Source organism: Thermotoga caldifontis AZM44c09 (assembly GCF_000828655.1).
In the GTDB taxonomy this organism is placed as follows: domain Bacteria; phylum Thermotogota; class Thermotogae; order Thermotogales; family DSM-5069; genus Pseudothermotoga_A; species Pseudothermotoga_A caldifontis.
Genome location: NZ_AP014509.1, coordinates 236,851 through 254,282, shown reverse-complemented (window position 1 = coordinate 254,282; position 17,432 = coordinate 236,851). Strand labels below are relative to the sequence as shown.

The 17,432-nt window shown below is 52.3% G+C and carries 16 protein-coding genes and 1 pseudogene; 10 read left to right on the top strand and 7 right to left on the bottom strand.

The genetic code is table 11. From position 1 onward, the window contains the following. Positions 1–3 precede the first annotated feature (3 nt). The 7 genes from TSP01S_RS01260 to iolB form a co-directional block, all read right to left on the bottom strand. The gene (locus TSP01S_RS01260) at positions 4–1,104 is read right to left on the bottom strand and encodes a pectate lyase family protein (RefSeq protein ID WP_041075784.1); all 1,101 of its coding nucleotides are present in this window, start codon (positions 1,102–1,104) and stop codon (positions 4–6) included. 118 nt (positions 1,105–1,222) lie between these two features. Further along, on the bottom strand, positions 1,223–2,614 hold the full coding sequence (locus TSP01S_RS01255; RefSeq protein WP_082021619.1) for a TRAP transporter large permease: 1,392 nt from the start codon (positions 2,612–2,614) through the stop codon (positions 1,223–1,225). Continuing rightward, on the bottom strand, positions 2,611–3,102 hold the full coding sequence (locus TSP01S_RS01250; RefSeq protein ID WP_041075782.1) for a TRAP transporter small permease: 492 nt from the start codon (positions 3,100–3,102) through the stop codon (positions 2,611–2,613). The genes TSP01S_RS01255 and TSP01S_RS01250 overlap by 4 nt, the downstream gene beginning before the upstream one ends. A 43-nt stretch (positions 3,103–3,145) precedes the next feature. Next, on the bottom strand, positions 3,146–4,099 hold the full coding sequence (locus tag TSP01S_RS01245; RefSeq protein WP_041075780.1) for a TRAP transporter substrate-binding protein: 954 nt from the start codon (positions 4,097–4,099) through the stop codon (positions 3,146–3,148). A 12-nt stretch (positions 4,100–4,111) separates the two neighbouring features. Continuing rightward, positions 4,112–4,450 (bottom strand): cupin domain-containing protein, encoded by a 339-nt coding sequence (locus TSP01S_RS01240; RefSeq protein WP_041075778.1) that lies wholly within the window; start codon positions 4,448–4,450, stop codon positions 4,112–4,114. Further along, positions 4,447–5,217, bottom strand: coding sequence for a 2-dehydro-3-deoxy-D-gluconate 5-dehydrogenase KduD (gene kduD, locus TSP01S_RS01235; protein ID WP_041075776.1), 771 nt, complete (start codon positions 5,215–5,217; stop codon positions 4,447–4,449). Before kduD ends, TSP01S_RS01240 begins: the two co-directional genes overlap by 4 nt. Positions 5,218–5,227: 10 nt before the next feature. Beyond that, positions 5,228–6,067: a 5-deoxy-glucuronate isomerase gene (iolB, locus tag TSP01S_RS01230; protein ID WP_041075774.1), complete on the bottom strand. Its 840-nt coding sequence runs from the start codon at positions 6,065–6,067 to the stop codon at positions 5,228–5,230. Positions 6,068–6,424: 357 nt separating this feature from the next. Here iolB and TSP01S_RS10020 point away from each other — a divergent pair, with 357 nt between their 5' ends. The 10 genes and pseudogenes from TSP01S_RS10020 to TSP01S_RS10450 all read left to right on the top strand — a co-directional run bounded on the left by TSP01S_RS10020 (position 6,425) and on the right by TSP01S_RS10450 (position 17,418). Continuing rightward, positions 6,425–6,994 (top strand): transposase, encoded by a 570-nt coding sequence (locus TSP01S_RS10020; protein ID WP_052463440.1) that lies wholly within the window; start codon positions 6,425–6,427, stop codon positions 6,992–6,994. A gap of 10 nt (positions 6,995–7,004) precedes the next feature. Beyond that, entirely contained in the window at positions 7,005–7,919 is a 915-nt protein-coding gene (locus tag TSP01S_RS01220) for a GTP 3',8-cyclase MoaA (RefSeq protein ID WP_041075772.1), read from the top strand. A gap of 3 nt (positions 7,920–7,922) precedes the next feature. Continuing rightward, positions 7,923–8,396 (top strand): cyclic pyranopterin monophosphate synthase MoaC, encoded by a 474-nt coding sequence (moaC, locus tag TSP01S_RS01215; RefSeq protein ID WP_041075770.1) that lies wholly within the window; start codon positions 7,923–7,925, stop codon positions 8,394–8,396. Beyond that, a complete protein-coding gene (locus tag TSP01S_RS01210; protein ID WP_041075768.1) occupies positions 8,380–8,838 on the top strand; it encodes an MOSC domain-containing protein in 459 nt (152 codons plus the stop codon). Before moaC ends, TSP01S_RS01210 begins: the two co-directional genes overlap by 17 nt. Further along, on the top strand, positions 8,835–9,614 hold the full coding sequence (locus TSP01S_RS01205; protein WP_052463439.1) for a substrate-binding domain-containing protein: 780 nt from the start codon (positions 8,835–8,837) through the stop codon (positions 9,612–9,614). The genes TSP01S_RS01210 and TSP01S_RS01205 overlap by 4 nt, the downstream gene beginning before the upstream one ends. After that, the gene (locus tag TSP01S_RS01200; RefSeq protein ID WP_041075766.1) at positions 9,611–10,246 is read left to right on the top strand and encodes an ABC transporter permease; all 636 of its coding nucleotides are present in this window, start codon (positions 9,611–9,613) and stop codon (positions 10,244–10,246) included. Before TSP01S_RS01205 ends, TSP01S_RS01200 begins: the two co-directional genes overlap by 4 nt. 2 nt (positions 10,247–10,248) lie before the next feature. Further along, positions 10,249–10,911: an energy-coupling factor ABC transporter ATP-binding protein gene (locus tag TSP01S_RS01195; RefSeq protein ID WP_041075764.1), complete on the top strand. Its 663-nt coding sequence runs from the start codon at positions 10,249–10,251 to the stop codon at positions 10,909–10,911. A gap of 15 nt (positions 10,912–10,926) precedes the next feature. Then, positions 10,927–13,512 (top strand): glycosyltransferase family 2 protein, encoded by a 2,586-nt coding sequence (locus tag TSP01S_RS01190; RefSeq protein WP_231848580.1) that lies wholly within the window; start codon positions 10,927–10,929, stop codon positions 13,510–13,512. 279 nt (positions 13,513–13,791) lie between these two features. Beyond that, a pseudogene (locus tag TSP01S_RS10455) lies at positions 13,792–15,498 on the top strand (hypothetical protein); the annotation flags it as partial. Between the two features lie 36 nt (positions 15,499–15,534). Continuing rightward, a complete protein-coding gene (locus TSP01S_RS10450) occupies positions 15,535–17,418 on the top strand; it encodes a hypothetical protein (RefSeq protein WP_456243150.1) in 1,884 nt (627 codons plus the stop codon). The last annotated feature ends 14 nt before the right edge of the window (positions 17,419–17,432 follow it).

The following is a 17,432-nucleotide window of genomic DNA, read 5'->3' as shown; positions in this document are numbered from 1 at the left end:
TTCTCAGGAAGCCGGACAGCTCATCGGTATGTCGAAGATCAGCTTGCCCGCACCGGCACCTTCCACCACGATCGTTGGAACCTTTTCGGCGAGATCCAGCGTGTATTCGTAGAAGTCTGCCGGGTTGAAGACGGGTTTACCTTCTTCAATGAGCTTCTCCTCAGCAGGGTGGCAGTAAGTGAAGACGTTCTTCGCGTTGTCCTTGCCGAGCGATATGTACCCTTCCGGGGACGTACCCGCCTTGACTGTGGTGGGCACGAACGCGATGTTCGCACCTTCCATCAACGTGGCACCAAAACCCATGAAGTTGTTCGCTTCAACGTGCACCCTCGCTTCACAGGTGGAAGCGACGCCGTACTGTGGCACAACGTTGCCAGACACACCGCACCTGAAACCGGCACTGTAGAAGTTGTTGAACACGTGCACCATACCGAACCTGACCCTCGGCATTCTCTGTATGCAGTTCTTGAAGTAGTTGTGGTGGTAAGTCACTTTGTAGGCTTCCTTCGCTTTGACTGGATCTTCCTTGTCGCTGCTTCCAACGAGCGAGACCTTGTCGTGGTCGACGAACACGCACCAGGATACTGTGACATAGCTGGAGTATCTCGTTATGTCGACGGCCCCATCGTTGCCGTTCACGAACGTGCAGTGATCGATCCACACATGGTGTGAAGATTCGATGCTTATGTAGTCGTAGTCGTACATCTTTCCCTGCGGGTCGTCCTCCATGTAGAACCCTTCGAAGTGAATGTTCCTCACGATGACGTTCTTCGCATTCTTGATCACGAAACCGCCACCGATGATCTTCGCGTTGTTGATACCCACGATGGTTTTGTCAGAGGTCACGTTGATCTCTCTCTTCGGCTCGAACACGATGATTCCATCGACCACTATGATGTACTTGCCTTCCTTGTTCGCCCACATTTCGAGTTCTTCCGCACTCTTCACCAGAACGATCTCTCCACCACAACCGCCAGTTGTTCCATCCTGGCCGAGCGCACTGACCGCGGCGAATCCGATCGGCCTGTCGCACAGATCCGCTTTGATCAAACCGAAAGCCAGACTCACCAGCACGAGTAACCCCACAGCGAGAAGTTTCCTCATGAGAACACCCCCCCTCAAGCAAAATTACCTTTCCAAAATTCTGAAATTTGGCCTTTTCACAAAAAATTTTATCACAAAGGGTAAAAGCCTTCAAAGCATTCCGAAGTTCAAGAGCGGTTCAACGGACGAACCTTCCTCCCAGGAACATCGTGAACCAGGGCACGTAGGTGACCAACAAAAGGATCGCGATCATCGCTATGTAGAACGGTATCGAAGCCTTTGCTACTCTCTCCATGGTGCTCTTTCCGATCGCACATCCGACGAACAGCGTTGTTCCGACGGGTGGCGTGCACAGGCCTATACCGAGGTTTATCATCATGACGATTCCGAACTGGATCGGTGACATTCCAAGCGAACGGACCAGTGGAAGAAGGATGGGAGTGGTTATGAGTATGAGTGGTGCCATGTCCATGATCATGCCGAGGAACAGGAGCATCAGGTTGATGAGCAACAGCAACACGTATTTGTTCGTTGTGATACTCGTCAGGGTGCTCGCGACTATCGCCGGCACCTTCAGATAGGCCAGGAGGTATCCGAAGGCAGAAGAGCTCGCTATGATGAACATAACCATCGCGATGACCACCGCTGTGTTCTGTAAGGTCCTCAACAGTTTCTTGAAGTCCATGGTTCTGTACACGAAGATCGTGATGATCAGAGCGTACACAGCCGCCACAACCGAAGCTTCGGTAGCGGTGAACACACCGAATATGATTCCTGCGATGATGATGACACCGACCAGCAGTCCCAGTATGGAATCTCTGGTTATGATGAGTGCCTCTCTCAATCCCACCTTGCCCGCCACCGGATAGTTCCTCTTCCTGGAGATGATGTACGCAACGATCATCTGTGCCACGCCCACCATGATGCCCGGGATGTAACCCGCCATGAACAGTGCACCGATCGAGACACCGCCCGCCGCGAGCGAGTAGATGATCATGTTGTGGCTGGGCGGAATGACGATACCCAGTGTGGAGGAAGTGATGGTAACCGCGATGGAGAAGTCCCTGTCGTAACCTTGCTGGACCATCATGGGTATCAGGAAAGCTCCGATGGAGGATGTATCGGCCACGGAGGAACCACTCACACCGCCGAAGAACATACTCGCGAGTATGTTCACCATCGCGAGCCCACCGCGAACCCTACCTATGAGGATGTTCGAAAATTCAACTATCTTCTGCGCGATCCCGCCTTCCGCCATGATCTGTCCAGCCAGTATGAAGAAAGGAATGGCTATCAAAGAGAAGGCGTTTATCCCTGCACCCATCCTCTGGAAGATCACCATGACAGGAAGTTTCAAATAGATCGCAGTCAGGAAAGCAGGAATGCTCAGACAGAACGCTATGGGAACTCTGAGCATCATCAGCAGTACGAAGGAACTGAAGAGTACGATCCTTCCTGCTTCTTCCCGTGAGAAGTTCTGCGTGATGGGGAGTCTGAGCATGAACGCGAGGAGTACACCCAGAAGAAAGATCATGAACGCACCGAAGATGTAGGCGAGAAGCTTTTTCATCGCTTTCCCTCACCTTTCAACATCATGAGCTGGTTTATGACTTTCAGGGCGGCGCACGCAACCACGAGAACACCGCACACGGCTATCGGCAAATACATCCACGCCACCGATATGCCCGTCGCGGCCAGTTTGTTCGGAAGGCGCTGTACCATGATTGTGGTGTAGCGCGTCATCTGAATTCCGAAATAACCTATGAGCAGCATGATCGCAATTTCAACGATCCTCTGGAGTTTGATCGGAAACACAGATAGAAACACCTCAACGCGCATGTGTATATCGTTCTTCAAGCCGATCCCCGCGCCAAGCATGGCGATCCAGATCATCGTGACCAGCGCGATCTCTTCAGTCCACTTCGGAGGTCTGTTGAAGAAATACCTCGCCACGACCTGGTAGAAAACGATTGTTACCATGAACATGAGTCCCACGATGGAAAAGCCCACCACGGCGTTCTCGATCCAGTTCAGAACTTTCTCCAGCGCTCTCTTCATCCTGTCCACCTCGAAAAACCGGGCGCAGCTGCGCCCGGTCTTCTCATTTGACTTCCTGAATCCTCTTGATCAGGTCTTTGTACTGTGGGAATTTGTCGTAAACGGCCTGAGCGAGTTTCTGGAAGGCGCTGATGTCCGGTTTGAAGATCTTGGCTCCACCTTTCTGTACAGCTTCGAGTGCCTCTTCTTCCATCTTCTTCCACAAATACTTTTCGTACTGCACCGAAGCTATCGCAGCCGTCTTGAAGATGAGTTTTTCTTCTGGAGTAAGCTTGTCCCAGAAGGCTTTAGAGATCAGCAGGATTTCGGGAATTCTTGTGTGCTCATCGAGACAGTAATAGGGTGCGACTTCAAAGTGTCGAGCGGTGTAGTAAGATGGCGGGTTGTTCTCAGCTCCGTCCACGACACCCGTCTGCAGCGCCGTGTAGACTTCGGCGTACGCCATGGGCACACCCGTCGCACCGAGTGCTTGCATCAACGCGACCATGACTTCGTTCATCTGGACCCTGATCTTCATTCCCTTCAGATCCTCTGGTTTCTGCACGGGCTTTCTTGTGTAAAAGCTCCTCGCACCGGCATCGTAGTAGCACAGGCCTACGAGACCGATCTTTTCAACGCCTTTCAACAGTTCCTCACCGATCGGTCCTTCGAGAACCTTCCAGTAGTGTTCCTCGTCTCTGAACAGATAAGGCATCGCGAAGACTCCAATGGGATCGTAGAACGTCTGCAATGGGGCAACGGAGACGCGTGTCATCTGGATCGCGTTCATGATCGTCTGCTCGATCGTTTCTTTCTCATCTCCGAGCTGTCCGCCGGTGTAGACTTCGATCCTGTACTTTCCGTTGGTCATGATCTCGATGATTCTGCCCATCATCTTGACAGCCTCTACCGTTGGATAACCATCAGGGTGCACGTCCGCCGATTTGAGCACGATCGGTGCGGCCAGACCCACAGCGAACATCGCCGAAACCAGTAAGACCACGAGCAACCTCTTCATACAAACACCTCCTCACACAGATTGGGGTAGATAATCCTCCCTTATGGGCGTGAAGATGTCCAGAAGGACCGCGTCCGTAAGGGCCTCGACTTGGTGTTTCACGTTGCTCGGAACGTAGATGGCCGAACCTGCCTTCATGTGGTACTTCTCTTCTCCGACTCTGTAGATGAGTTCTCCCTCCACAACGTAGCTGATCTGCTCGTGAGGATGACTGTGAAGGTCTCCAACGCTACCCTTTTTGAAGGTGACGTGCGTCATCATCATCTTCCCAGCCCACACGAGCACCCTCATCTCGATGCCTTCCTTGACCTTCTTCGGAGTTACCTGATCGAGATGTGCGAACACGTTCATCTGCTCATCCACCCTCCATCCACGAAGATTACAGACCCCGTTACGTAATCAGAAGCGGAGCTTGCCAAGAACACCACCGCGCCCTTGAGATCTTCCGGCAATCCCCACCTGCCCATGGGGATTCTGGAGAGTATCTCGTTGTACCTCTTTTCGTCTTTTCTGAGTGCTTCGGTGTTGTCGGTGACCATGTAGCCTGGCGCGATCGCGTTCACGTTGATACCGTACCTTGCCAGTTCGTTCGCAAAAACTCTCGTCAATCCGAGCACACCGTGTTTTGAAGCTGTGTACGCTGCGGTGTAGATACCACCCTGAAACGAGAGCAAAGACGCCACGTTGATGATCTTTCCTCTCTTTTCGTGCTCGATCAGATACCTTGCGAACCTCTGTGACAGAAGAAAGACAGATTTCAGATTCACGTTCATCACTTCGTCCCAGTCTTTCTCGCTGTACTCGAGGATTGGGGCGCGTCTTATTATCCCGGCGTTGTTGACCAGTATGTCGACCGTGCCGAACTCAGCGACAGCCATATCGACGATCTCTGTGACCCTTTCAGTCTGGTTCAGATCCAGCTCGATGGCCAAATATTTCCTGTTCAGAGATTCAACGGCCTTCTTCGTTTCTTCTTGCTGCTCTTTCGATCTACTCACCCCGACGATGTCCGCACCCGCTTCTGCCAGCGCGATCGCCATCGCCTGGCCCAGACCCCTCGAAGACCCCGTCACGATGGCGACTTTACCCTTCAGTGAAAAGCTCTCAAGCACGTTCATCTTCTTCACCTCACGGGGAGAGGTTATCCTCGATGTTCTTTATCATCTTCGTCGCTTGGTCGATGAACCTCATGTCTGGATCGACGTAAGGAAGCTGCATTCTCTCTTCTCCCGCCAGGAACCACAGATAGTACACCGTGAAACCTGGGGCAGCGACGGCGGTGTGATAGCCTTTCGGAATGAGGTGCAGCGTGTTGTCCTTGATGACACCGGCAAAATCTATCGTTCCATCGTCGCTGTAATGTCTTGCCAGTCCCCAGCCTTTCGGATGGTCCACCCTGTAATAGTAGACCTCTTCGAGGAAGACTTCTTCCGGTGGATTGTGCCGTTCGTGCCTGTGAGGTGGATAGGTGGACCAGTTTCCGGAAGGTGTGAACGTCTCTCCAACCATGAGCTTCACCGCGGGGTGCTTTTCATCGACGGCTATCTGGTGGAACGTCCTCGAATAGTTTGAAATGCCCCATTTGCCGCTGTTCACCTGGGAAGGAGTTATCAGATAAGGTTCGATCTTTGCAGTTTCACCAACCAACGCTTTGGCGAGTGCCACTTCACAGCCGAAACCGAGTGCTTCGATTGAGAAATCCATTCTTGGCGGTATGTAGATTGCATAGGGTTTGCCAGCAAAAACGTTCCTTCTTTCGCCGATGTTCTCGAAGATTTTGTCTCTCACCTTCACTGTGCACTTTCCACCGAGCACGACGAGGAAGATTTCGAAATCCCCGCTGTTCGAAACGTGGTAGTTCCCGGTGAGAAGAACGATCCTTTCGAATCCCAGATACTTCATCCCGTTTTCGGGTGGTTCACTCACGAAGTGCGTTCCTTCATTTACTTTCAGGAAATACTGGTTCATGCTTCACCCCCTCGCTAACTGCTATTTTACCGCTACTGACTCATTATCTCACAGACCCCGCCTCAACTCAACGTTCCCACACGGAGGCTCAACCAAGATTCAAAGGTCGCCGAACTGAAAAGTGCAAAGAGGTTGAAGAAAAGTGGGTTGGTTTACCAGTACCGTCTCAGGCCAAACAGAACATTGAAATGCACCTACACAGACGGAGCATAGGTCAAACCTGACAATAAACAACGCTTGCGACTCTACATTCAAAGCGTTGGCAGGATCAAAGTTGTCTGGCACCGTCCCTTGCCCGAACAATCTGTCATCAAGCAAGTTCGCATCAGCCGTAAAGCAGACGGATGGTCGTCACCTTTGCTGCTGAAGTTCCTGACGAGTTTCTCCGCCAGCCTTTGTCCGCAAAGTAGCGAGACAGCGCAGAGATTTTATTTCAAACTCGCAGCAAGATTGGTCAGAGAGCACGATTTGATGTGTGCGGAAAACTTGAATGTGAACGGTCTGGCACAAGGCAAGCTGAGCAAGTCTGTGCTGGATGCCGGCTGGTCGGTGTTTCTTTATCAAATTCTTCCCCGCAAGGCTTGGAGTGCCGGTAGGGAAGTGATCTATGTGAACGCTACGAGGCAACCTTGCGCTGAATGCGGCGGATTTTCTGTTCATCATGACATCAACTCTGTTTTGATAGTCAAGCTGGGCGTGGAACAAACCTGCAGGGGCTTGGGAACGTTCAGCCACGCCTGCATGAAGCTATCGGCAGAGGGCGAAGCTAGTACACGGTCTATCATCTTCACAGTCCAGGTGCAAAACATGTTGACAAATCTCCACTACGGTCGAACCTGCTTTTTTACCAAGCTGAAAGCTGAAATATCGGACTCCCTGAAGCCGTTGATGTCGACTCTCAAGAGTGTTTCGAACCTCGCTGTATAATCTTTCTGGCATGAAGGATCTGCACGGAAGGAACGTGGACTATCTTCGTCTCTCCATCACAACCGAATGCAACTTCGATTGTTTCTTCTGTTCTTCGAACAGCTCATCTGTCAGTACTCTGACGCTGGACGAGCTTCGAACCTTTTCTGAGATTTTCTCCGAACTTGGCATTCGAAACGTCAGGCTCACCGGTGGAGAACCGTTGCTGAGAGCCGACCTTCCCCAGATAGTGGAAATGCTCTCAAAACGGTTCAATATCTTCATCACCACGAACGGTTCGAGGTTGAAAGATTACGCGAAGTTGTTCAAAATGCACGGGGTCCAGTCCATCAACCTCTCGCTGCACAGCCTTGACGAAGAAACTTTTTACAGGATCACGAAGGCAAGCCTGAGCCACGTTCTGGAAGGTTTGAACAGCGCCTTGAAGGAAAAACTGAACGTCAAGTTGAACTGCGTCGTGAGCGAGCACAACGTCGATGAGATCCCCGAGCTGGTCCGTTTCGCGACGAAGTTGAGGCTGCCCATAAGGTTCATAGAGCTGATGCCCATCGGAAAGGACAACAGGGCCGTTCCGTTGAAGGAGATCTTCGAACGGTTACAGATCTTCGACCTCAGACCCATCGATGTGAGACTCGGTTTCGGCCCAGCGAGTTACTACGTCACGAAGGATGGCAACTACGTTGGCATCATCGCCGCGCTGAGCAAGAACTTTTGTGAAACGTGCAACAAGATAAGATTGAGCAGCGATGGGAAGCTCTATCCGTGCCTCGGTTCGAGCTTTCACATAGACCTCAGACGGATTTTGATGGAAGGCTCCAAGGAAAAACTCGTAGAGGCAGTGAAAGTTGGTATCGAGCGCAAGCCCTTGAAGCATGTGATGAACGAAGGGATGGTCTTGAACGCCATGAGACAGCTTGGAGGTTGAAGGATGGAGAAGTTCTCTCATCTCGACGAACACGGTAACGCGAGAATGGTGGATGTTTCCCACAAGCAGGATACAGAAAGGGTTGCGATCGCTCAGGCGAAGGTTCGAATGAAGCCCGAAACGCTCGGAGCGATACTTTCGGGCCACGTCAAAAAGGGTGACGTGCTCACGGTTGCGAAGATCGCCGCGATCATGGCCGCGAAAAGAACGTCCGATCTCATCCCGCTGTGTCACAACATCAACCTCTCTCACGTGGATGCGGAGTTCGAACCGGACATCGAAAAGGGAATTCTGACCATAAGAACCATCGCCAAATGCGTTGGAAAAACGGGTGTCGAGATGGAGGCGCTCGTCGCGGCGTCCATCGCCGCCCTGACAGTTTACGATATGTGCAAGGCCGTCGATCGTGGCATGGTCATCGAGGAGGTCTGCCTTCTGTACAAAGCGGGTGGTGCGTCCGGTGAGTGGAAGAAATGAGCTCGTCGGTGTCGTTCTCTCGGTGAACATTTCAAAAGTGAAAGGTGTGAAGAAGGTTCCTCAAAAGCAGATAATCTTGGTTGAGGACCACGGTGTTCTGAACGATGCGCACGCGGGTAACTGGCACAGACAGGTTTCGATGCTCTCGAAAAGCAGCATCGACAAAGCGAGAAGCTGGGGCTTAGACGTTTCTTTCGGTGATTTTGCCGAAAACATCACCGTGGACGGTGTGGACGTGTGGAAACTGCCACTCGGAACGAAGGTTTACATAAACGATGCCATCCTCGAGGTGACACAGATCGGGAAAGAATGCCACGATCGCTGTGCGATCGCCAAGATGGTAGGAAAATGCGTTATGCCCGTGGAGGGCATCTTTCTGAGAGTGCTGAAGGGCGGAACGGTGAAGCCGAACGACAGGGTGGTGTTCGTTCTCCCAGAATGAAGAAGCTTTCGATCCTTCTACTCCTTCTCGGAAGCCTTCTCTTTTCAAGACAGCTCATCGTCGCCACGACCACGAGCCTCTACGAGACGGGCCTGCTCGATGCTTTAAAAAGGCTCTTCGAAGAAAGACACAACGTTCAGGTCGTGTTCGCAGCCGTCGGCAGCGGCATGGCTCTGGAAATGGGAAAAAGAGGAGAGGCAGATCTGCTTTTAGTGCATTCTCCAGAAGATGAAGAGCAGTTCATGAAAGAAGGCTTCGGTCTGAAGAGGGTCAGTTTCATGTACAGTGAATTCGTCATCGTCGGTCCGAAGAAGTGGCAGCAGAGAAGTTTCGAAAACGTCCTGTCCTTCATGAAGTACATCTACGAAAACCAACTGCCCTTCGTCTCCAGAGCCGACGGTTCCGGCACGCACAAAAAAGAGCAACAGCTCTGGCACAGTCTGGGCATCGTTCCTTCAGGCAAATGGTACCACGCCGCCGGTGTGGGCATGTCGCAGACGCTCTTGATCGCCAGCGAACTTGAAGCGTTCTGTCTCACAGACAGGGCCAGCTTCGAAATGCTCAAAGACAGACTCGATCTGAAGATCTGCCACGAGAATGATGAGATCTTGAAGAACGTCTACAGCGTCGTACTCGTCAATCCGAAGAATGGAAAAAGAGTGAACCACGAAGATGCAGAAAAATTCTTCAACTTTCTGCTGGAAGACGAAACGTTGAGGTTCATAGAGAACTACACCGTTGGTGGCATCAAACCCTTCAGGGTGTTCAAAAAATGAGCGAGCTCGTGGAAGTTTCTCTCAGATCCGTCTACGTGAACTGTTTCGCAACGTTCATCGCCGCGCTCATCGGTGTGCCTGTCGCACTGATTTTGGACGTTTCGAAGTTTCGCTTCAAAAACATCCTGATCCTCGTTTTTCAAACGCTCGTGGGTATCCCACCGGTCCTGGTGGGTTTGCTCCTCTGGCTCTTGCTTTCGAGGAGCGGGCCGCTGGGAGGTTTGAATCTGCTCTTCACCACGACTGCGATGATCCTCGCGCAGATCGTCATAGCCCTGCCCATCATCGTCACGATCAGTCATTCGCACTTTGCAAGGGTGGATGAAAAGATCAGGCTACTGCTCTTAACGCTCGGAGCGAACAAATTCCAGTTCATGGCCGCGGTGCTGAGGGAATCTCTTTCGGGTGTTTTTTCTGCGATCCTCACCGCGTTCGGCAGGGTCGCGGGCGAGGTGGGGGCCGTCATGATCGTTGGTGGCAACATCCTTGGAAGGACGCGCGTGCTCACCACGTCGATCGTGCTGTACACGAACACGGGCCAGTTCGAAAAGGCGATCTTTGCGGGCTTGATCTTGCTCTCCATCGCTTTCACTGTGAACTTTACGGCGAATCTGCTCTCGAAGAAGGTGTAGCGATGAAGATCTACAGTCTTGAAGAGCTCAGGTTCAGCTACGATGGAAAGTTCTTGCTGCACATCGAAAGGTTCGAGATGGACGAAAAACGTGTCGGTATCTTCGGTCCGTCTGGAAGCGGCAAGACCACCTTCCTTCTGAACCTTGCCTTCCTTCTGAAAGGTGAATGGAAGAGCTTCCGTTTTATGGGAGAAGACGTGAACGACGCCAGCCTGGAGAGGTTCAGACGCTCGGTGAGCTACGTGTCGCAGCATCCAGTGCTTTTGAAAAGGAGCGTTTTTGAAAACATCGCCTATCCACTGATGTTGAGAAAGTTCCCCAAACACGAAGTTCGACGACGCGTTCTTGAGATCGCCGAACTGTTCGAACTTGAAAAGCTTCTCGACGCCAGACCCTGGCAGCTGTCCGGTGGGCAGGCCAGGCGCGTGTGCCTCGCGAGGGCCCTGGTGTTCGAGCCGAAGCTGGTCCTGCTGGACGAACCCACGGCGGACCTCGACGAAGACGGCAGAAAGATGCTGAACGAAGCGATGGAAGAGTTCTCCGATCGGACCAGCTTCGTGATCGTCTCGCACGACATCGACTGGCTGGCCAGCGTGTGTGAGAAACTATACATGATGAGGAACGGTGTGTTGAAGGAATACAGTACGAAAACTGAGAAGAATTGATTGGGGGTGTGGACGTTGCAGAGGAAATGTCTCCTTTCTGTGGCGATGATCGTGAAGGACGAGGAGCACAACATAAGACGTGCGCTGGACAGCATCAAGGATGTGGTCGATGAGATCGTGGTCGTCGACACGGGCTCGACCGATAGAACCCCCCAGATCGTCAGAGAGTACACCGACAAGCTCTACTTCCACCCGTGGAAGAACGACTTTTCAGAGGCGAGGAACAACTCTCTCAAGTATCCCACCTGCGAGTGGGTGCTGATACTCGATGCCGACGAAGAGGCGTCCGAAGATTTTAGAAAGAACATAAGAAGTTTCTTGGAGAGCCTACCACCCGACGTGAACACGATCTATCTCCCCACGCTGAGCTATCTCGACTGGGACTTCAAACGCTCCGAGATCGCTTCCACGCCCCGCATCTTCCGCAACGGCACGGTGTACTACCAGAACATCGTGCACAACCAGGCCATCTACAAGCCCAAGGTCGTGAACGCGAACTTTCTGATCTACCACTACGGCTACATCTGGACCAGAAAGCTCAAAAAGCAGAAGTACGAAAGAACGGGCAGTTTGATCAGAAAACACCTTCAACAGTGCAAGAACGATCAGGAGAGGCTTTATTACTTGGTTCAGCTGTACAAGACCGAGAAGACCGGTGGAAAGCCGCACGAGGCCGCCTCGGTCGGCTGGGAAGCTTTGCAGCTCATAAGGAAGCTCACCTCCATCCCCGCGATAGGTCTGGAATTTCTCTATCTCTTCTCAATAGACCTTCTCAACGCCGGCCTGAACGAGCTTGCGGAGCAACTCGCCAAGAGCGCGCTCCAGGCCGTTCCTGAATATCCAGACCCTTACCTTTCCCTCATCCACGCGAGTTTCAAGAGGAAGGACTGGCAGGCCCTCTTGAAGCACTACGAAGACTTCAGAAAGGCTGTGGAACACGCCTCGGCGAACGTGGAGAAGTTCGGCTGGACGATCATGAGCTTCAAGGACATCCCGCTGGCCGACGTTCTGGCCATGATCGCCGCCATCGAAATCGAAGACTACGAAAGGTTCAACCGAATCGCGCTCGAAAGGTTCGAAAAGGACGAAGACGTACGTGAAGACATGCTTCAATATCTTCTCAACAGATCGAGCGGCAAGGATGTCGAGAAAGCCCTGCCGGGTTTGAAGAAGTTTTTGGAATTCGCGAGGAAGAAGAATTTGCATCTGAACGCACAACCGCTGTATGAAAAGATCGTTGAAAGGCGTCTGCCCGTGAAGGTGGAGGAAATCGTACTGAAACAGATCACCCCGTTCTCGTACTATCTGCTCAGACGGCTCGAGACGGGCGAGGACATGTTGCTCGATTTTCTCTGCGCGCGACAGCTCGAGAAGCTGGTCCGTGAGAACGGCGTGGGAGGTTTCCTCTTCGTCTACACGGTGCTTCCCGAAAGTGAAAAGAAAGCCTTCGTGGAGAGATTTCTGGAAGACGAAGATACCCTGATCAGGGGGATCGCGAAGGCGCTCCATGCGGACCATCTGCTGAAAGAATCCAAATTCCTCGAGGCGATAAGATCCTACAGAGATTCGATCCAGCTGGTGGCCGAGCTTTCTCGCTTCGTCAAGCCCATCGTGGAAGATCTCAAGACCAGACTGGATCCCACGATCGAGAGCGTCTACGAAGAACTGTACAGATTCTACGCCACGCAGAAGGAGTTCATGATAGATTTCAAAAAGTACGCCGGAAACGAGGTCTCGAAGCTCTATCTGATCTCTGACAGCGACGTGGCACTCTACGTGTCTGCAGTCCACACGGACGATGCCAAGAAGGCCGTCGAACTCCTCAGCAAGATCAAAGATCCATCGAAGTTCCCCATGTACAATTACAGGCTCGCGAAGTTCTACAACGAGTTCGATAAAGAGAAGGCCTTCGTGCACCACGTGAAGGCTGTCGAGGAGAACGAACGGCTCGCCGACATCGTCTTCGGAAGGTTCTTCTACAGCGGCCTCTATCCGAACCTCACGATGAACTTCTTCGACAAAAACGATCCCATCCTCTGGGTGGGCAACGTGTCCGAGAAGTTCTCCACGCTCGGCGTGATCCATCCAGTCAGGGCCTGGAAGAAGGCGAAGAACGGCCTCATCTACGCCGTGCCCTACCCCGCCGACGAGTCGATAAAGGCTTACAAGGACCTCGAGAAAGAGTTCGGCATCAAACCCTCCTTCAGGGTGACAGATTCGCACCTCAGAAAGGTCCTGCTCGAAACCAACTGGAGCAACGTCGAAAAGACGCAGGAACTGGAAGATTTCGCGCGCGTCTTCGAGGACCTCGGGATAGAACTTTCACAGAACGCGAAGAGAAGGATCGTGCTCGATGGGGTCGAAACTCAGCTCGAACTGAAACGCCTCGTTTCCGACGCGGAGGAAGCTTTGATCTTCCACCGCTTTCCGAACCTTTCCGACGAGAACGATCCGGTGTGGTTCTATCCGGCCTTCAGGCTCCTGCGCTCCTTCGCTCAGATCAAGAAAGAGCTCTCCAGTCTGGGTTACGAGATCGTTGATGAGTTCCTGTTCGAAAACGGCCTCAGGTGCGTGTGGGTGAGGCGAAGAACTTCACGCTGAAAGGATGCAGGACCGCACCCGTCTGGATCGAAGTAAAGTAAAGTATAGAATAGAAGTGCAAAGCTCCACGAATCGATCCCGGTGAAGCTGTAAAGCCCGTGGGGAGGTGTGGTCGTGGACGGGTTCGAACTGTCTTTGACGATAGTCAGAAACGCCTTCGACCTTCTCTGTAAAATTGCCAAAGAAGAACTCGAGTTTCCGAATCTGAAGCCGACCGGAATCTCCGTCCTGGAAAGCACCGCTCAGCTCGTGGAACTCGATGGAAAGCTTTTCCCCCTGATGTTCCCCAACGAAGACAATCTCTACATCTACAGAAACGAAAAGTACGTCACCCCATACGTGATAGTGCCGATGACCCTTGAAGGAAAACCGAGAGAGCTGGACCTCGACGTGCTGAAGATCGTACCAGCCTACCAGCTGGCGGTCGCGAACGAGCTCAGAAGGTACGCTGAAAGGAAGAAAAAAGGTGAGAAAACCGAATACGAACTGTCCCGTCTGAACTACCTTTTCCGCTGCCAGCGATCGTATGCAGTTATGTTTCCGAAAAACCACTCCGACGATCGATCCGACGAGGACGAGGAAGAAAAGACCGGTTTCATGTTCAAAGTCTTCGAGCCGTACGAACCTCTGAACGAGCTGGAGGCCAACTTCCTCAGAAAGAAGGTCATCTACCCGCACGAGGAAGTGGCCGAGACCATCAGGCTGCCGCACGAGAGTCATCGCGGCAGGGTGGATCTGTTCGAAACGCCCGAGTCTGAAAAGATCGGCATCCTTTTGTGCATGTGCGAAGGTGCGACCTACGATCTGCACGAGCTGACCATCAAGAGAGGCTCGACGTTCAGCCTCTCCACGCTCCAGATACCCTTCTTGAGACACAGCGACGGTGCCAGGATCCTCATGGGTTCGAAGAACTTGAAACAGTACGTCCCCCTTCAGAACATGGAAGAGCCCGTGCTGAAGACTCCGTACAGTTTGAAGATGGGTATCAACGCGTTGGTCGTGTACATGCTCTACAGAGGACTCAACTTCGAGGATGGGATAGTCGTCAGCGAGAGCTTCGCGAAGAGGATGTTCGCGAAGGTAAAGGAGCCTTACGAAATAAACGTCAGGGGCGTTCTGCCTGAAGATCTGTCGGTGCAGGGCGATCAGATCTCCTTCATTTGGAAGGCGAGCAAGGCGGAAACGGGCAGTCTGGAAGAGATAGAGTCCATGCTGACGATCAAAAAGTCTGAAGGTGAAAGGATCGTCAGATCCGACGTGCTCGCGGTCCTCGAGACGAGAGTCAAGGTGAAGGACGTGGGAGAGTTCACACTCAGAAAGAGAGAGTACAGATACGAAGGTTACTACACAGCCAGGATCCTCTCGATAAAACCTTCGAGGGACGTTTTGTTCCCGCAGAAGTTCGAATCGATAACCGAGTTCAAAGAGAAGATGCTCAACTCGAACGAATCCGAGAGAGAATCTTACCTTTCCGAGTATCTCAAACACTTCGAAACCGAGTTCAACGTGGTGTTCGAACTCGAGGTCGAAAAACCGCTGAAGGTTGGAGACAAGATCAGTGGAAGGCACGGCAACAAGGGCGTGATCAGCAAGATATTGCCAGACGAGGAGATGCCAAAGGTTCTGATCGACGGAGAATGGACGACTGCGGATGTTTTGCTCAGTCCGCTGAGCGTCGTTTCGAGGATGAACCTCGGCCAGCTGTTCGAAACCCAGATAAGTTTGTTGATCAAGAAAGGTCTGTACAGAGACTGCTTCGATGTCACCGAAACCATAGACGAACCACAGCGCAGAGAGATCCTCGAAAAGTTGAAATCGCTCGGTGCCGACGATCTGGGTAGGTTCCTGGTCAAATTCGATGACAGCCAGATCCGTGCGGTCGCGGGCTATCAGTACATGGTCAGACTCGACCACTGCGTCGGGGACAAGATCCACGCGATAGGCCTGCACGCATCAACCAGTCCGATCACCTTCCAACCTTTCAAGGGAAGGAGCAGGAACGGTGGGCAGAGGTTGGGTGAGATGGAGTTCTGGACCCTCCTGGACCACAACGCGTTCAGGACGCTCGAACTTTTCAAAGAGTGCAACAGAGGTTCGGCTGAAGATCGAATCACCGGGAAGCTGAACGAATTTTTGAGCCACATTCTGAGCAGAGTTTACGGTGTCCGATACAGCGTGAACAACGATCAGGTCGTTTTCGAAAAAGGAAGATCCACAATCAGGGATGGACTCACCGAAGAACAGAGGATGTTCGTCGAAGGACTGTTCCGCGGGAGAAAAGCGGAAGGAAAAATGATGAGAATAAAGAAGATCGTCTTCAAGAAAGAAGGATACGTGAGGAGCGTCATGGTCGGAAGGAGGCTGTTCAACTCGGCAAGGTCCGTCATCGTTCCGTGTCCAGAACTCGAACCGGACAAAATACTCCTGCCCGCAGATTTCGGAAGGGTCTTCTTCAGAAAGCCCTACGCGACGGTGGAGGAACTCAACGCGCTCGCGAAGTTCAAGTTCGTCCTCGTGAACAGACAGCCATCTCTGCACAAGCACAACATACAGGCCTTCAGATTCGAGTTCTGGGAAGAATGGGCCATAGGTTTCCCCATACTCGCATGCAAAGGTTACAACGCCGACTTCGACGGCGACACGGTCGCGGTGTACTATCCCACGATCCAGTACGAAGACGAGCTGAAGAGGATGACCCTCAAAGAAAACCCGTTCATCTTCGGAAGTGCAGATCTGGCACTCAGCATCGATCAAGACATAGTTTACGGTATGAGCTTCATGGGCTTCAAGAACAAGAAGGAAGCGCAGAAGCATTTCAAGGAGTTGATACTCGCCGGTGAATGGGACAGGGCTTTGGATGTTTACAGAAAGGCGCTCGAACTTGCGACGAAGAACAACCTCACGCTGAGCATATTCGAAATAGAGCGAGATTCGGAAAGTTTCGCGAAGATAAAGCAAACTGAGTGCAGGGGCAGCAAGGAGCAGTACGAACAGCTCAACAGAAACATAGAGTGCGGCTCTTTCAGATTGAAAGGTAACTTCCTCGAGGGTGTCGATCTCGAAGATTACCTGAAACACATCTCCGAGAGGGCGAGAAAATCGCTCATGGACAAGAAGCTCCACGTCGCCGAAGCGGGAGACTTCACGAGGTTCCTGGTGGAGGCGGCGGGCCACGTGGTCTTGGAAGAAGGAGAAGAGAACGTGCTGGAATACAGCGAAGAGTTCGTCAGCAAGCTCGTTCAGCGCAACCTTCTGAAGAACGCTCTGCTGTGGAGGTACGATGTGGATCTCGGAAGATACCTCACCGAGGAGGATCTGGAGGACATCAAGAACAGACCGAGGAGGGTGAGGATCTACTCTCCCGTGAATGGACCTGTGACGAAGAGATCGTTCGGTCTGGACCCGAGCACAGGCAAAGAGCTGAAGATCAAGTACATCGGAGTGGCCTGCGCACATTCCACGGGTGAGAGAGGAACGCAACTTTCCATGCAGACCTTCCACACGGGCGGCAGCGGTGAACCGTTCAGGATGTCCAAAGTCAGGAGCTACATAGTGAAATCGGCGAACGAATCGAAAGATTTCCTCGAGTTCCTCGAAAGGTTGATGGAACCTGACGAGAACGACGAAGATGCGAAAACGATCATCGAGATGTTGAACCTCAAAGGTAAGAGTAAAGGCATCTTCGAGTACCTCTCGGTTCAGTTCTCCCTGCTCGAGGTGCTCTACGGGCCGTTGAAAAGTTTCAGAGAAACCATCTCGCTCGACAGAGGACCACTCACGTGCATGAGTTACGAACGCGGTCACGAAGTGGTGGAAAAGATCAAGTCGCAGCTCTCGAAATCTGGTTCGTTGAGATTTTCTGAAAAACATCCCAGGGCGTTCTTCTTCGACGCGTTCGTTCTCTGAAAGGGGGTAAGCTC

Excerpts from the sequence above, each read along its gene's own strand:
- TSP01S_RS01260 (WP_041075784.1), bottom strand. The coding sequence starts at position 1,104 with ATGAGGAAACTTCTCGCTGTGGGGTTACTCGTGCTGGTGAGTCTGGCT.
- TSP01S_RS01255 (WP_082021619.1), bottom strand. The coding sequence starts at position 2,614 with ATGAAAAAGCTTCTCGCCTACATCTTCGGTGCGTTCATGATCTTTCTT.
- TSP01S_RS01250 (WP_041075782.1), bottom strand. The coding sequence starts at position 3,102 with ATGAAGAGAGCGCTGGAGAAAGTTCTGAACTGGATCGAGAACGCCGTG.
- TSP01S_RS01245 (WP_041075780.1), bottom strand. The coding sequence starts at position 4,099 with ATGAAGAGGTTGCTCGTGGTCTTACTGGTTTCGGCGATGTTCGCTGTG.
- TSP01S_RS01240 (WP_041075778.1), bottom strand. The coding sequence starts at position 4,450 with ATGAACGTGTTCGCACATCTCGATCAGGTAACTCCGAAGAAGGTCAAG.
- kduD (WP_041075776.1), bottom strand. The coding sequence starts at position 5,217 with ATGAACGTGCTTGAGAGCTTTTCACTGAAGGGTAAAGTCGCCATCGTG.
- iolB (WP_041075774.1), bottom strand. The coding sequence starts at position 6,067 with ATGAACCAGTATTTCCTGAAAGTAAATGAAGGAACGCACTTCGTGAGT.
- TSP01S_RS01220 (WP_041075772.1), top strand. The coding sequence starts at position 7,005 with ATGAAGGATCTGCACGGAAGGAACGTGGACTATCTTCGTCTCTCCATC.
- moaC (WP_041075770.1), top strand. The coding sequence starts at position 7,923 with ATGGAGAAGTTCTCTCATCTCGACGAACACGGTAACGCGAGAATGGTG.
- TSP01S_RS01205 (WP_052463439.1), top strand. The coding sequence starts at position 8,835 with ATGAAGAAGCTTTCGATCCTTCTACTCCTTCTCGGAAGCCTTCTCTTT.
- TSP01S_RS01200 (WP_041075766.1), top strand. The coding sequence starts at position 9,611 with ATGAGCGAGCTCGTGGAAGTTTCTCTCAGATCCGTCTACGTGAACTGT.
- TSP01S_RS01195 (WP_041075764.1), top strand. The coding sequence starts at position 10,249 with ATGAAGATCTACAGTCTTGAAGAGCTCAGGTTCAGCTACGATGGAAAG.
- TSP01S_RS10450 (WP_456243150.1), top strand. The coding sequence starts at position 15,535 with ATGGAGTTCTGGACCCTCCTGGACCACAACGCGTTCAGGACGCTCGAA.